Origin of the sequence: Mesorhizobium sp. dw_380 (assembly GCF_018588885.1) — a bacterium.
Taxonomy (GTDB): Bacteria; Pseudomonadota; Alphaproteobacteria; order Rhizobiales; family Rhizobiaceae; genus Mesorhizobium.
On the sequence record NZ_JAFFIW010000046.1, the window covers coordinates 1 to 12594 of the forward strand.

15 protein-coding genes are annotated in these 12594 nt (G+C 63.7%); 6 read left to right on the plus strand and 9 right to left on the minus strand.

Annotated elements, in window-relative coordinates:
• Window positions 1-7: 7 nt before the first annotated feature.
• Entirely contained in the window at window positions 8-310 is a 303-nt protein-coding gene (locus JT360_RS28455; RefSeq protein ID WP_352128649.1) for a LysR substrate-binding domain-containing protein, read from the plus strand.
• A gap of 88 nt (window positions 311-398) precedes the next feature.
• Here the strand turns inward: JT360_RS28455 and JT360_RS28460 are convergent, their stop codons facing one another.
• Complete coding sequence (locus tag JT360_RS28460; RefSeq protein ID WP_214475966.1) at window positions 399-803, minus strand: VOC family protein; 405 nt, start codon at window positions 801-803, stop codon at window positions 399-401.
• A gap of 108 nt (window positions 804-911) precedes the next feature.
• Here JT360_RS28460 and JT360_RS28465 point away from each other — a divergent pair, with 108 nt between their 5' ends.
• Complete coding sequence (locus tag JT360_RS28465) at window positions 912-1394, plus strand: MarR family winged helix-turn-helix transcriptional regulator (protein WP_214475967.1); 483 nt, start codon at window positions 912-914, stop codon at window positions 1392-1394.
• A 50-nt stretch (window positions 1395-1444) separates the two neighbouring features.
• Here the strand turns inward: JT360_RS28465 and JT360_RS28470 are convergent, their stop codons facing one another.
• From JT360_RS28470 to JT360_RS28480, 3 genes are all read right to left on the minus strand, one after another.
• A complete protein-coding gene (locus JT360_RS28470) occupies window positions 1445-2173 on the minus strand; it encodes an SDR family oxidoreductase (RefSeq protein ID WP_214475968.1) in 729 nt (242 codons plus the stop codon).
• Between the two features lie 441 nt (window positions 2174-2614).
• Window positions 2615-3226 (minus strand): hypothetical protein, encoded by a 612-nt coding sequence (locus tag JT360_RS28475; protein WP_214475969.1) that lies wholly within the window; start codon window positions 3224-3226, stop codon window positions 2615-2617.
• A 196-nt stretch (window positions 3227-3422) separates the two neighbouring features.
• The gene (locus JT360_RS28480; RefSeq protein ID WP_214475971.1) at window positions 3423-3767 is read right to left on the minus strand and encodes a VOC family protein; all 345 of its coding nucleotides are present in this window, start codon (window positions 3765-3767) and stop codon (window positions 3423-3425) included.
• A 187-nt stretch (window positions 3768-3954) separates the two neighbouring features.
• On the opposite strand from JT360_RS28480, the gene JT360_RS28485 reads away from it, so the two are divergent.
• The gene (locus JT360_RS28485; RefSeq protein ID WP_214475973.1) at window positions 3955-4554 is read left to right on the plus strand and encodes a YdeI/OmpD-associated family protein; all 600 of its coding nucleotides are present in this window, start codon (window positions 3955-3957) and stop codon (window positions 4552-4554) included.
• 88 nt (window positions 4555-4642) lie between these two features.
• On the opposite strand, the gene JT360_RS28490 is transcribed toward JT360_RS28485, so the two are convergent.
• Window positions 4643-4951: a hypothetical protein gene (locus JT360_RS28490; RefSeq protein WP_214475975.1), complete on the minus strand. Its 309-nt coding sequence runs from the start codon at window positions 4949-4951 to the stop codon at window positions 4643-4645.
• 343 nt (window positions 4952-5294) lie between these two features.
• Here JT360_RS28490 and JT360_RS28495 point away from each other — a divergent pair, with 343 nt between their 5' ends.
• Entirely contained in the window at window positions 5295-6917 is a 1623-nt protein-coding gene (locus JT360_RS28495) for an ABC-F family ATP-binding cassette domain-containing protein (protein ID WP_214475977.1), read from the plus strand.
• 2 nt (window positions 6918-6919) lie between these two features.
• On the opposite strand, the gene JT360_RS28500 is transcribed toward JT360_RS28495, so the two are convergent.
• Window positions 6920-7360 (minus strand): lipid-binding SYLF domain-containing protein, encoded by a 441-nt coding sequence (locus JT360_RS28500; protein ID WP_214475979.1) that lies wholly within the window; start codon window positions 7358-7360, stop codon window positions 6920-6922.
• 260 nt (window positions 7361-7620) lie between these two features.
• On the opposite strand from JT360_RS28500, the gene JT360_RS28505 reads away from it, so the two are divergent.
• Window positions 7621-8055, plus strand: a complete 435-nt coding sequence (locus tag JT360_RS28505; protein ID WP_250889135.1) for a hypothetical protein — start codon at window positions 7621-7623, stop codon at window positions 8053-8055.
• Between the two features lie 169 nt (window positions 8056-8224).
• Here JT360_RS28505 and JT360_RS28510 read toward each other — a convergent pair whose 3' ends face one another.
• The 3 genes from JT360_RS28510 to JT360_RS28520 form a co-directional block, all read right to left on the minus strand.
• Entirely contained in the window at window positions 8225-9355 is a 1131-nt protein-coding gene (locus tag JT360_RS28510) for a substrate-binding protein (protein ID WP_214475980.1), read from the minus strand.
• 71 nt (window positions 9356-9426) lie between these two features.
• Window positions 9427-9699: a hypothetical protein gene (locus tag JT360_RS28515; RefSeq protein ID WP_214475983.1), complete on the minus strand. Its 273-nt coding sequence runs from the start codon at window positions 9697-9699 to the stop codon at window positions 9427-9429.
• 90 nt (window positions 9700-9789) lie between these two features.
• Window positions 9790-11367, minus strand: a complete 1578-nt coding sequence (locus JT360_RS28520; RefSeq protein WP_214475985.1) for an HD domain-containing phosphohydrolase — start codon at window positions 11365-11367, stop codon at window positions 9790-9792.
• 249 nt (window positions 11368-11616) lie between these two features.
• Between JT360_RS28520 and JT360_RS28525 the strand changes: the two genes are divergently transcribed.
• A complete protein-coding gene (locus JT360_RS28525; RefSeq protein WP_214475986.1) occupies window positions 11617-12588 on the plus strand; it encodes a GlxA family transcriptional regulator in 972 nt (323 codons plus the stop codon).
• The last annotated feature ends 6 nt before the right edge of the window (window positions 12589-12594 follow it).

The following is a 12594-nucleotide window of genomic DNA, read 5'->3' on the forward strand; positions in this document are numbered from 1 at the left end:
GGGGGCGGTGTGCCGCTGTCGGTGGCGGGGCGACCACGCGTGTTGGGCGGGGGGGAGGGCGGCGGCGGGGGTGGGGGCGCGAGGGGGCCGCAGCGGCGCACTTGGCCGGCGTGTCGGGGCCGGGGCCGGTTTGAGCCTCGGTCCACGGCTTGCCGGCGGCGACGCGCTCGGACGGGGGGGGCTTGTCGAACTGGCGGGGCCCGGCCGGGCGCAGGCGGCGCCGCTGGCGATGGTCTGGCGGCGCCGGCGCGTCCAGCCGCCGGCGCTGCGGCAATTGCTCGCCGCCGCTCGCGACACGCCGGCTTCGTGAGACGCTCGAACCGGTTCAGGATGTGAATCGACGAACCGATCCAACGCCTTGTTTTAATTGGTCGCGCTCATTGCATAGCCTTCTACGTTCAGGCGTTCGCCGTCATGTTCATCCATACGATTTCCCAAACATAGCCATCTGGGTCTTCAACGTGGCGGTTATACATGAAGCCAAGATCCTGTGCCGGGTTGGGATCGGCGCGACCGCCCGCCGCAACAGCGCTGGTCAGCGTTGCATCGACGGCGTCGCGGTCATCGACAGTGAGGACGATCATAGCCTGGCTGTCGCGCCGTGCGTCGCCGATTGGGCGCGTCGTGAATTCGCGGTAGTGGTCATGGGACAGCAGCATCACCCCGATGGTGTCCGAGAACATGAGCGAGGTGGATTTCTCGCCCGAAAACTGCGGGTTCACAGTGCCGCCTAGCGCCACGTAGAACGCCGTCGACGCCGACAGGTCACGAACAGGCAGGTTCACGAAAATCATTTTGGACATCTATTTTTCCTTCTCCAGGGCTGAGTGCTGCGCTATTGTCTTCCTGTCATGTTAGTAGCTGCAATGTATCTTAATGGCAAGATACATTTTGTCGAGGGAATATTTGCCATGGATCGCGCCGAGGCCGCAGCTGAGGGATGGGCCCGCGAGCGTCCCGACCTTCCAATGTTACCTGTTGAAACTGTAGGTCGTCTGCTTGATGCCGCCGCCCGTGTGATCCGCGATCACATGAACCCGCTGCTCAAAGAAGCAGGCCTGAATGTAGGTGAGTTCGATGTGCTCACGCCACTCAGGCGCGCCGGTGAACCCTATATGCTTTCACCTACTCAGCTCTACGAATCGGCAATGATCTCCTCGGCCGGCATGACGAGCCGCCTGGACCGGCTGGAACGCGCCGGGCTGGTTGAACGCCGCCCCGATCCCAACGATCGGCGCGGCAAGCAAATTGCGCTAACGACCGGCGGCAAACGCGCGATAGACGATTTGATCGGTCCAATGGTGGTGCTGGAAGAGCAATTAATCTCCGTGCTGACGCCGGCGGAGCAGGAAACTCTTAACGCTCTACTTAAGAAATTGCTCACCGGCCTCTAGGTTGCCTGCGTCAGCAGTCAACTCTTCCTCTGAATCAATGAGTCCTGACCCTAGACCAGCCGGTGGCCACCCTCGACATGCAGAGTCGTTCCGGTGGTGAAACCATTGCCGATGAGGAAGGCAATGGCGTCGGCGATGTCCTCGGGCTGGCCGACCCTGCCGACGGGCAGCCGCTCCGCCATCGCAGCAAGCATCTCGGCCTTCCGGCCGCCGGCGACCTGCTCCCAGATCGTGGTGTCGACCCAGCCGGGCGAGACGGCGTTGACGCGGATCGGCGCGAGTTCGACGGCCAGCGCCCGCACCAGCCCTTCGAGCGCCGCATTGACGGCGGCGACGATGGAGCCGCGCGCTGCCGGCCGGTAGGCGGCGATGCCGGAGACGAAAGTCATCGAACCTCCAGGCGTAAGCTGTGGCGCACCATGCTTGGCGAGCAGCAGCGGGCCGAAGAGCTTGCTGTCGACCACGCGTTGCGCCGCCTCGAGATCAAGCTCCGGCAGGAGCCTGTAGGCGCCTTCGATATCGGCCGCGGTGCTGACGATGTGGTCAAGGGCGCCGATGCGCGCGAACATTGCCGCAACCTCGTCTTCCCGCGTGATGTCGACGACGGCCACGTCCATGTCGGCTGGATTGCTCAGCGCCTCGCGCGCCTGTTGCAGCTTCTGCTCGCCGCGCCCGGCGATGATGACCTTGGCGCCGGCTTCGATGCAACGCCGGGCAAGCGCCAGGCCCATGCCGGAGCCGCCGCCGACGATCAGGATTTTCTGATTTGAGATGTTCATAACCGCTCTGCCTTTGCTGGATTGGAACAAGGGCAGGGATTGGCAGGTCAGGGCGCCAAGGGAAAACGGAAGAAACCGATGGTGTCATCGGAGATGCCGATGGTCGCGCCGCGCAGGCGCCGCCTCGCTCAACGCGCCTTGTCCCTGAGGAAGACATGGATGTCCATCGGGTCGGTCGGCCCGGTCTCGACCACCATGGCAAGGTCGACGGCGCCATCGCCGTTGAAGTCACCGGTGACCGCGGTGATGATCTTCTAGGTTTCGATCGGTTCGGCGAACGCCATGGTGGGGAGCAGGAGAGCAAGAGCGAACAGCAGGGATCGCATGGCATTTTCCGAGGGTGGGAGAAAAACGGCGTCCGAACAGGACCATGGCAAGCCTCGCGGGATTTTTACAGCAGGGGGCGCCGCCGCGCGCTGCGGACGCGAAGCGCGAGGCTGCTCACTCCCCGCAATCGGTAAAGCTGGCCCCGCTGTCCCACTCGGCGAGCGGGATGACCTTGCCTTCCACCGCCACCGTCCTGTGCACACTGGTGCCATCCGGCTGCATCTTGCTGCTTTTGCCCTTGCCGGTCAGCAGATTGTAGTCGCAGTCGCTGGCGACATTGTCCTTCATGTAGTTGTGATAGTCATAGGCAAAGCCGGCGACGACGAAGGCATCGTTGCGCCAGGCGATTGTCAGCGTCTGGTCGGTCCGCGCGCCATTGGTCGGTATCCCCGGTATGTAGAGCTTGATCGAGCCGTTTGGCAGCGCGGTCAGCTCCGGCTCGATGTAGGACGCCTCGTAGCCCGGCCGGTCGTAGCCGTTCCATTCGCCATACATCTGCTCCTGCACAATGCCGGCAGGCTTGAGAAAATTGTGATCCTTGTCCCTGAGGAAAAAATGCATGTCCATGGCAACGCCGGGTTCTGTCTCGACGATCATCGCCAGGTCGATGGCACCGTCGCCGTTCCAGTCGCCGGCGGCTGCGCTGATGATTTTTTGGGTTTCGATCGGTTCGGCGAGGGCGGTTGTGGGGAGCGCGAGGGCAAAGGCGAGGAGCAGAAATCTCATGGCGTGTCCCCCGAGTGCGGCACCCGCTGTGGTACAGCACAGCACGGGGAGGCGCCAGCGCTTCCCCTTCTCGCCGCAGGGAGAGGGCAAGCTGCTAGAGCAGTTCACCGTTCCATGGAAACGGCAAACTGCTCTAACTCTTTGTTTTGACGCAATTCCGGACGGAAAACCGTTTCACACTTTTCCTGGAATTGCGCTAGTCGCGTTCCGCGCTGGCAAACACCACCAGGTTCCCGTCGGGATCGCGCATCCGCATGATCCAGAAATTGTCCGCTTCCTCGATCGCACCCGGCTCGAGGCCGGCATTCACCAGTCGCTGCCGCTCTGGCGCCAGCGGCAGCACGCCGAGCGTCAGCGTGGAGGTGCCGGCCTTGTCCTTGTCCTCGAAGAGCTGCACCTCGGCGCTTTCGGTGAATTGCCATTCGGCCAGGCCCGGCATCGGCCGGCGCAGCGGCGGCTTGCCGAAGAGTTTCTCGTACCAGTCGATGCTGGCCTCGAGGTCGGAGCAGCTGACATGGGCGAAAACGGTCTGGATCGCCATCGGCATCCTCCACGGAGCGGTTGCACTGAAGCGGGAACGCGGCGATGGATGGTGCGTTCCGTTGCTTGGCTTGGTGCGTCTGCTGACGAAAACTGACAGCTGGCAACACTAAGATACGGGAATGCTACGATGCCGGAGGCAAGATGACAGCGACGCCAGCGAAAACACAGAGCGGGCAGAGTGGCTGATGGCGCCGGTCAAGGTCGATCCCGACAAAGTCCGGGAATTCCCCGACGCGGCGAGCTTCTATGCCTGGCTCGGAAAGCACCACGCCACGGAAACCGAAGTCTGGATCAAGATGCACAAGGTGGGGTCTGGGCTGAAGTCGATCACGCCGAAGGAAGCGATCGACGTCGTGCTGTGCTTCGGCTGGATCGACGCGGTGCGCAAGGGGCTGGACGAGAACAGCTTCCTGCAGCGCTACACGCCGCGCGGCAAAAAGAGCATCTGGAGCAAGATCAACATCGACAATGTCGCGCGGCTGGTCGAGGAGGGCCGCATGACCGAGCATGGCTTAAAACAGGTCGAGGCAGCCAAGGCCGACGGGCGCTGGGCGCGGGCCTATGGCAGCGGCAAGGAGATGAAGATCCCTAGCGATCTGCAGGCGGCGATCGACGCCGAACCCGAGGCGAAGGCGATGCTGGAAGAACTCAGCGCGCAGAACCGCTTCTCGCTCGCCTTTCGCGTCCACAACATGAAGACCGAGGCCGGCCGCAAGAAGAAGATCGAAACCTTCGTCGCGATGCTGAAGCGCGGCGAGACGATCTATCCGCAGGGCAAGAAATAGCATTCAGGCACCCGCTCGGACATGTCGGCGCTTGAACGCCCCCCTCTGTCCTGCCGGACAGAGGGGGGCGCCACGGAGTGCTATGCTGTCACTGATCGAGGTCGACCGGTGTTACGCCCAGAAGCTTCAGGGCGTTGGCGTAGCTGCGGATGCCTTGCGCCTGCTTGCGCTCGGCACAGAACCGGCTTGCCTTGTCCTGGAGTGCCCTTGCCTGCGCGATCTCGCTCGCACTGGCACCGGGGGCGGCCTTGGTCTGGATGGCCCCGTCGAGTTGAAGACCGAGCCGGCTGCAATATTCGCTCCGGGTGACCGCCGCTTCCGCGCCCGACGGCGCGACCGCAAGCATGGCGAGTGAAATGCCGGTCAGGGCACCCATCCATCCGGTCGAACGTTGCATTACAGGCATATCTCTTTGTGTCGTGTGGCGACCGCTGGCCGCCGCGGGGCGGTTATCGCAGACGATCTTTTCGCCAGTTTTTCCGGTGTGTTGAATCTTGTTTCTGGAGTGTGTCTGGCTCTTACCCTCCCCCTCGTGGGGAGGGTCGCTCCGCGCAGCGGAGCGGGGTGGGGGCAGCGCCGCACCCCCACCCCGTCTCGCCGGTGTTGCTTCGCAACGCCGGTTCGCCGACCCTCCCCACAAGGGGGAGGGTAAAAGCGCTGCGGCGCTTCTGCCTCTTCCCCCCGTGCCATCCTTCGCGTAAGGCGCCGGGCAAATCCTTTCAGCGCAGTCCGGAAAACGCATGATCAGACTTGAAAGCATCAGCAAGCAGAACGGCCGTCAGCTTGTCTTCATCGAGGCGTCGGCTTCCTTGCAAAAGGGCGAGAAGATCGGCCTTGTCGGGCCCAACGGCGCCGGCAAGACGACGCTGTTTCGCATGATGACCGGGCAGGAGCAGCCGGACGAAGGCCAGGTGCAGGTCGATCGCGGCGTCACCATCGGCTATTTCAGCCAGGATGTCGGCGACATGGCCGGCCATAGCGCTGTCGCCGAAGTGATGAACGGCGCCGGGCCGGTCAGCGACGTGGCGGCCGAGATGGCGGAACTCGAGGCTGCCATGGCCGATCCCGACCAGGCCGACCGCATGGACGAGATCATCGAGAAATATGGCGAGGCGCAGCATCGCTTCGAGGAGCTCGACGGCTATGCGCTCGATGGCCGGGCGCGCGAAGTGCTCGATGGTCTCGGCTTTTCGCAGGAGATGATGGACGGCGATGTCGGAAAACTGTCCGGCGGCTGGAAGATGCGCGTGGCGCTGGCGCGCATCCTGTTGATGCGGCCCGACGTCATGCTGCTCGACGAACCGTCCAACCATCTTGACCTCGAAAGCCTGATCTGGCTGGAGCAGTTTCTCAAAGGCTATGACGGCGCGCTGCTGATGACCTCGCACGATCGCGAGTTCATGAACCGCATCGTCAACAAGATCGTCGAGATCGATGCCGGTTCGCTCACCGCCTATTCCGGCAACTACGAATTCTACCAGCAGCAGCGCGCGATCGCCGACAAGCAGCAGCAGGCGCAGTTCGAACGCCAGCAGGCGATGCTGGCCAAGGAGATCGCCTTCATCGAGCGCTTCAAGGCGCGCGCTTCCCATGCCGCACAGGTGCAGAGCCGGGTGAAGAAGCTCGACAAGATCGACCGCGTCGAGCCGCCCAAGCGCCGCCAGATCGTGAATTTCGAGTTCCAGCCGGCGCCGCGCTGCGGCGAGGATGTCGTCACCTTGAAGAACGTGCACAAGGCCTATGGCAGCCGCACCATCTATGAGGGGCTCGACTTCCAGGTCCGCCGCCGCGAGCGATGGTGCATCATGGGCGTCAATGGCGCCGGCAAGTCGACGCTGTTGAAGCTGGTGGCCGGCGCTTCCGACCCGGACAACGGCACGGTGGCGCGCGGACCCAGTGTGAAAATGGGCTATTTCGCGCAGCACGCCATGGAGCTGCTCGAGGGCGAGCGCACCGTGTTCCAGACGCTGGAAGACAATTTCCCGCAGGCCGGGCAGGCGCCGCTGCGGGCGCTCGCCGGCTGCTTCGGCTTTTCGGGCGACGAGATCGAGAAGAAATGCCGGGTTCTGTCAGGCGGCGAGAAGGCGCGGCTGGTGATGGCGCTGATGCTGTTCGATCCGCCCAATCTCCTGGTGCTGGACGAGCCGACCAACCACCTCGACATCGCCACCAAGCAGATGCTGATCGAAGCGCTGTCGCAGTATGAGGGCACCATGCTGTTCGTCTCGCACGACCGGCATTTTCTGGCCGCGCTCTCGAACCGCGTGCTGGAGCTGACGCCGGACGGCATCCACACCTATGGCGGCGGCTACACCGAATATGTCGAGCGCACGGGGCAGGAAGCGCCGGGGCTGCGGAGCTGATTTTACTTCACCGTGATGCTCATCCCACTGAGATCGGCGTTGACCTGCATGCCCACCTGTCTGCCTGTGAGTTGGAGCTGGGCGCCCTTGTCATTGGTCATGACGATCACCTGGGCGCCTCTGCCGAGCGCACCGCCACCGCCCGCCGCGCCGTATACGCCCGTCACATCCCGGGCGCGCCTGATGTGGCGCACGGTGCCTTGGAAATAGGTCTTGGAAACGCCAAAGGCGAGGCCGCCCGAGATGCCGCCGACCGAGATGGGATAGCGGCGACCGTGGAAGGTCAGCGTGCCTTCGCCTCCGGAACCGCCGACGAAGAAGGCGGCCTTGTAAACGGCGAAGCTGATCTTGCCGCTGTCGGCATGCGCGGCGCTGGCAACACTGGCGCCCGCGATGGCCATGGCGGCAACCGCGATTGATCGGAATCCGGACGAAATGTTCATGATGAAAGCTCCTCAAGGTTGGCGCTTTGCCGGCCGGGGTCAGCGTTGGATCAACGTTACAACTGAACAGTCTCGCCCGTCATTTGTTCCAGGTAGGCGGTCTGAATCTGGCTGTGGGAAGACCACGGCGAATGGCCGTTTTGACGGCCAGCCGTATCGGACCTGGCTCATCGATGCGGTCTCTTTGTGGAGACCAGAGTTCTGTGTACTCTCCACATGATTGCGGGAAGGGTTCGGGATTGAGATTTGCGAGAATTGCAATGTCCGCATTGGCCGCGACGGTGGCTGGATGCGCGACCTCTCCGGTCGACTATGGCGCGTCGCTTTCGCAGCAAGACCAGAAATGGGCGTCGCCGCAATGCCAGCAGGCCCGCGCGGAGGCTTCGGACTACGAGGTTCGCGAAAAACAGCACCCGGGCTGGGAATTCGCAGCACTTGGCCCCTACGGACTGGGCATCATAGCGGCCACCAAGGAGCACGAGCAGAAGCAACGAAAACTGTTCGCCCGCACCGTGCACCTGCAATGCTCAAGCCTGCCGCTGCCGAAGGAGCTGGAGGGCGATCCGAGCCCGCGGATGCCAATCGGGGGAAATACCCGTAGCAGCCGTTTTTTCCGCGCGAAGCGGAGTGCCCAGCCTCCTCCGCCCGCCGTTGCGGCGTGGAGACCGTCAGCTGAGTGGCGAAAGCGCGCTTGAAGGCAGGCCGTACTTCGCCTGAGGTCAAACTGCGGGAAATCCATGCAAAAGCTGTATGGAAGCGAGAAGGGCGAGAAGCCGTTCTGAGATTAGACTGGTACAATCACTATTGGTCCAGCGATGGCGAGGGCCAGCCGCCCTCGCCATCGGACGAACGGTGATGGGCAAGCTAGCGCGCCTTGTTCAGTTCGAATTCGCTCAGCACCCGCTCGTTGGGATCGATCAGACCCAAATTCTTTACAACGCGGAATCGACCGCCCTGCGCCTGCGCGATGTACATGTTCATGCGGACATGGTGCTGGCCGGGAACCATTTCGGCCGGGCCGCCCGGGCCCTCGCTGATCCGAGCGTGATCGAGCGCTCGGATGACCGCGTCGCGCTCGACCGTGCCTGCTTCGTTCACCGCCGCTTCCCACATTTTGATCGCGCGGTAGTGGCCGGTGCAGCCGCTGCCCGCGGTCAACATAGCGCTGCCGGGGAACCGGTCCTTGTAGCGACGCAATAGCGCTCGGCCAAACGGATCGTCGAGTTCCTGATAGTAGTCGAGGCAGCTGTAGAGGCCCTCGATCTGCTCCGACGGAACGAGATTGAAGAAGTTCTCGTCGAAGTAGGTGCAGATGATCTTGCCGCCCCGCTTGCCGAAATCGGCCTTGTGCAGTTCGTCGAGGAACGGCGTCAAGCCTGGTGGAACGAGGGTGTTGAATACGACCTCGGCGCCGCTTGCCATGATCTGCCGCACCGTGTGCCGGAAATCGATGGTATCGAGCGGAAAATACTCCTCACCGACGATCTCGCCGCCATTGGCGCGCACCACCCGGCTGGCCGCCTTGTTCAGCAGATGGGGCCAGATGTAGTCGGCCGACGGCAGGTAGAATTTCTTCGCCCCGGTGGTATTTATGAACCATGGGATAAGCGGCTCGACCTGCTGTGCGGGCACGGGCCCGGTGCAGAAGATCAGGGGATCGTTTTCCTGCCCCTCGTACTGCTCGGTGTAGATGTAGAGCGTCCTGCCGCGCGTCACCGCCTCGCTCTTGATGGCCTGGCGGGTCGAACTGTAGATGCCGCCGATGACAACATCGACCTTGTCGACGTCGATCAGTTTCGCTGCCCTTGCCTTGGCGACGCCATCGACGGTTTCGCCGTCCTCGATGACAAGCTTCAGCGGCCGACCGAGCAAGCCGCCCCCGGTGTTGATATCGTCGACGAGCATGGTGGCGAGGTTCGCATTGGCGATGCCCATGAAAGACAATGGGCCAGTGAGTTCGGCAATAAGGCCGATCTTGATGGGTTTCGTATCCATTTGATTTCTCCAATCTCTGGGTTCATTGGGCGCGCCGCCGCCGGGCGGCGGGCGGCGCTCAGCGCGGGACCTCAGGCCTCGTAGTGGCCGAGGAGCAGTGCCGCTTGCGGCTTGCCGACATGGCCGGCTTCCTGCAGGATCGCAGGCACCTCCGGATCCGACACGAAATTCTTCCAGCCCTCGGCGTCCCAGTCGAAGATCGCCCAGACGCGGTCGGGCTCGCTGGGGTCGCGGAAGACGGTCGCGCCGTTCGAGCCGTGCAGCCGGCGCTTGTCGGCGCCCTTGGTCGAAAAGACATGGATGAAGCGGTCGACGTCCGCCACCTTGGTCGTTGCGAGAAGCATCTGATTTCCTCCTGTCGGTCGCGGCCACCATTGGTCCGTCGACAGGATCACGATGCGCGCCCGCGAGCGGGCGCACATGGGGTGGATTCCCTATGCCTGCGTTTCGCCCGGTCGGACAAGACCATGCTCGACCGCATAGAGCGCTGCCGCGGCGCGGGTGGTTACGCCGATCTTGGCATAGACGCTCTGGATATGGTGGTCGGCGGTCTTGGGCGCGATATCCAGCTTGCGCGCCGCTTCCTTCGCCGTAAGGCCGGCGGCGATCAGGCGCAGCACCTCGATTTCGCGCGGCGTCATTCCAGCCAGCGGCCGGGGCGGCGCCCGGCGCGACGGCTGCCCGGCGAAGGACAGCACGGCCTCGGCGGCGTCAGGGCAGATCCAGCCCTCGCGAACGGCAACACGCAACTGGGTTGCCGCCGCCTCACTGGACAGTGCCCGGCGGTGAGGGCGTTCCTCTCGCGACGTCTGGAATGCTTCGGCAGCGGCCAGGATCCTCGCCGCCGGGGACAGGTCGGAGCCGTGGACCTTGCGGTGATAGCCCGAGCCGTCCAGGCGTTCGTGATGGCGCAGGACGAGTCCGGCCATCGCCTCGCCCTCGCGACCGAACGAGGTCAGCGCCCGCTCGCCGTAATAGGCGTGCAGTTGCGCCGCGTCGCGTTCGCGCACCGACAGCGGGCCGTTGCGCATCCAGGTCGCCACCGGCACCACGAGTTCGCCAATGTCGTGGATACAGCCCGACCAGCGCAGTGCAAGAACGTCAGCGGCGGGCAACCCCATCCGTTCTCCCGCACCCTCGGCCAGTTCCGACACCATCCGCGAATGGCCTTGCGTAAGCGGCATGCGCATGTCGATCATGTCAGCGATGGCGAGGAAAGCCTCGTCGCAGGCTGCTTCGTCTAGCGTCACCGGCGGATCGGGCTCAAGCGCCAGGATCGTCTCGCGGTCGACCGTCGCGCCGATGCCCTGCATAAGCTCCGACGCGTTGGCCGAGACGAGCTGGGCCAGAGCCGCCTCGTATGGGCCGTCGGCGCGGCTGGCGATGGTTTCGGCCATCCCCTCGATGCCGACGGCTTCGCTGAGCGCGATGGCATCCTGCGCCAGCGTGATCAGGCGTACGGCCGGCAGGACATCCTCGCCGCTCAGTCCACGCGGTAGCCCCTTGCCGTCCCAGCGTTCGTAGATCTGCCCGAGATTGCGCCGGATCTCCTCGGAAAGGCCAAGCCGTTGGCCGATCCGCTGCGCGACCTCGCAATGCGCGGTGAGCACCGGGCGCGCCACCGCGAGCGCCTGCGACATCGCGGCCTCGATCGCCCTGGCCTGCGCGTCAGGCTCGAGATCGTAGTAGAACCGCTTGAAGGCCTGCACGAAGACCCTGCCCAGTTCCGCACGATTGCCCATGTCGAGACCGACAAGATCCTGGCGGAGCGCGATTTCGTCGCCGAAGGTAGCTGACAGCAGGTCCGTGTCGGCATTGCAGCCGACATAGCGCAGCATCGACTGGTGGTAGGCATTGCGCCGAACCTCATCGGAAACACCCGCAAGCTCTGCGATCCGCATTGCAAGCACACAGGATTTCAGCGCGAAGTCGCGAGAGTGGCCGGTGGCGAGATCCGAAGCATAAGCCAGGACCATCATGAAGTCCGCTCGGCGTATCGAGGCGTCTGTCATCGCACACCCCCAGTCAGCCCGTATGCTAGTCCCGCCTGTCATCAATACCTAGGGGAAAAAATTCAAGTCGGATGTCGAGGCTGCGAGTAACATCACGCTTCCTTTTGGGTATCTCATGCCGAGGCCATCAATCTCATCTCCGACATCTCGCGGCCGCTCTGAGAAGCGTCGGGCGCGCACCTATGCCATACCGTGGAGATCGGTGATAAAGGGCCTCGGCACGGAAGAGGCAACGGTTCCGGATACACAATGGCCAGGCGGTTTGCGTTTCTGCTGGTGCGCGACTTCACGCTGTCGCCGCTGTCGCTGTTCATCGACACGCTGCGGTTGGCGGGTGACGAGGGCGACCGCAGCCGCAGGATAGAGTTCGACTGGGAGATCGTCGGCGAACACGGCCTGCCGATCCGGGCAAGTTGCGGCGTCGAACTGCTGCCGACAAGGGGGATCGGCCATCCCGAGGATTTCGACAACGTCGTCGTGGTCGGCGGCCTGCTCGACACCAACCGCAGCCTGAGTTCCGACAAGGAGGCCTTCCTTCTGCGCGCCGCAGAGAAGGGGGTGCCGCTGACGGCGCTCTGCACGGGAAGCTTCGTGCTCGCGCGCTACGGCCTGCTCGATGGCTACAGCGCCGCTGTCAGCTGGTTCCACATCAAGGACTTCCGCAACCAGTTTCCGGAGGTCAACGCCCATGCCGACAGTCTGTTTTCCGTCGACCGTGGCCGTTCGACATGCGCCGGCGGCACGGGCGCCGCCGACCTCGCCGGCCATTTCGTGTCTGAGTTCATCGGCCGGAAGGCGGCGGAAAAAGCCGCCAAGATCCTGGTGCTCGACCGGATCAGAGGCAGCAGGGACGTGCAGCCCGTCGGCGACCTGTTTCCCGAGGCATCGAGCCGCGCGGTGAAGCGCGCCTTGCTTTTGATGGAGAGCAATCTCCAGGAGACGCTGTCGGTCAGCGAGATCGCAAGCCGGCTGAACTGCTCGCGGCGTCAGCTCGAGCGTCTTTTCGGCATCGAACTCGGCATCGGCCCGATGGCGGCATACCTGGCGCTCAGGGTGCATCAGGCGAAGTCGCTTCTGGAAGGCAGCGACCTGCAGATCGGCGACATCGCCTATCGCTGCGGCTTCACCAATGCCGGCCATTTCAGCCGCGTGTTCCGCCAGCAGACCGGCATCACGCCGACCCATCTCAGGCACCCCAACCGCATGCCCGCGAGACAATGAAGCCCG

Excerpts from the sequence above, each read along its gene's own strand:
- JT360_RS28470 (WP_214475968.1), bottom strand. The coding sequence starts at position 2,173 with ATGAACATCTCAAATCAGAAAATCCTGATCGTCGGCGGCGGCTCCGGC.
- JT360_RS28515 (WP_214475983.1), bottom strand. The coding sequence starts at position 9,699 with ATGCTTCTCGCAACGACCAAGGTGGCGGACGTCGACCGCTTCATCCAT.
- JT360_RS28475 (WP_214475969.1), bottom strand. The coding sequence starts at position 3,226 with ATGAGATTTCTGCTCCTCGCCTTTGCCCTCGCGCTCCCCACAACCGCC.
- JT360_RS28525 (WP_214475986.1), top strand. The coding sequence starts at position 11,617 with ATGGCCAGGCGGTTTGCGTTTCTGCTGGTGCGCGACTTCACGCTGTCG.
- JT360_RS28520 (WP_214475985.1), bottom strand. The coding sequence starts at position 11,367 with ATGACAGACGCCTCGATACGCCGAGCGGACTTCATGATGGTCCTGGCT.
- JT360_RS28485 (WP_214475973.1), top strand. The coding sequence starts at position 3,955 with ATGGCGCCGGTCAAGGTCGATCCCGACAAAGTCCGGGAATTCCCCGAC.
- JT360_RS28460 (WP_214475966.1), bottom strand. The coding sequence starts at position 803 with ATGTCCAAAATGATTTTCGTGAACCTGCCTGTTCGTGACCTGTCGGCG.
- JT360_RS28500 (WP_214475979.1), bottom strand. The coding sequence starts at position 7,360 with ATGAACATTTCGTCCGGATTCCGATCAATCGCGGTTGCCGCCATGGCC.
- JT360_RS28510 (WP_214475980.1), bottom strand. The coding sequence starts at position 9,355 with ATGGATACGAAACCCATCAAGATCGGCCTTATTGCCGAACTCACTGGC.
- JT360_RS28480 (WP_214475971.1), bottom strand. The coding sequence starts at position 3,767 with ATGGCGATCCAGACCGTTTTCGCCCATGTCAGCTGCTCCGACCTCGAG.
- JT360_RS28490 (WP_214475975.1), bottom strand. The coding sequence starts at position 4,951 with ATGCAACGTTCGACCGGATGGATGGGTGCCCTGACCGGCATTTCACTC.
- JT360_RS28495 (WP_214475977.1), top strand. The coding sequence starts at position 5,295 with ATGATCAGACTTGAAAGCATCAGCAAGCAGAACGGCCGTCAGCTTGTC.
- JT360_RS28465 (WP_214475967.1), top strand. The coding sequence starts at position 912 with ATGGATCGCGCCGAGGCCGCAGCTGAGGGATGGGCCCGCGAGCGTCCC.
- JT360_RS28505 (WP_250889135.1), top strand. The coding sequence starts at position 7,621 with ATGTCCGCATTGGCCGCGACGGTGGCTGGATGCGCGACCTCTCCGGTC.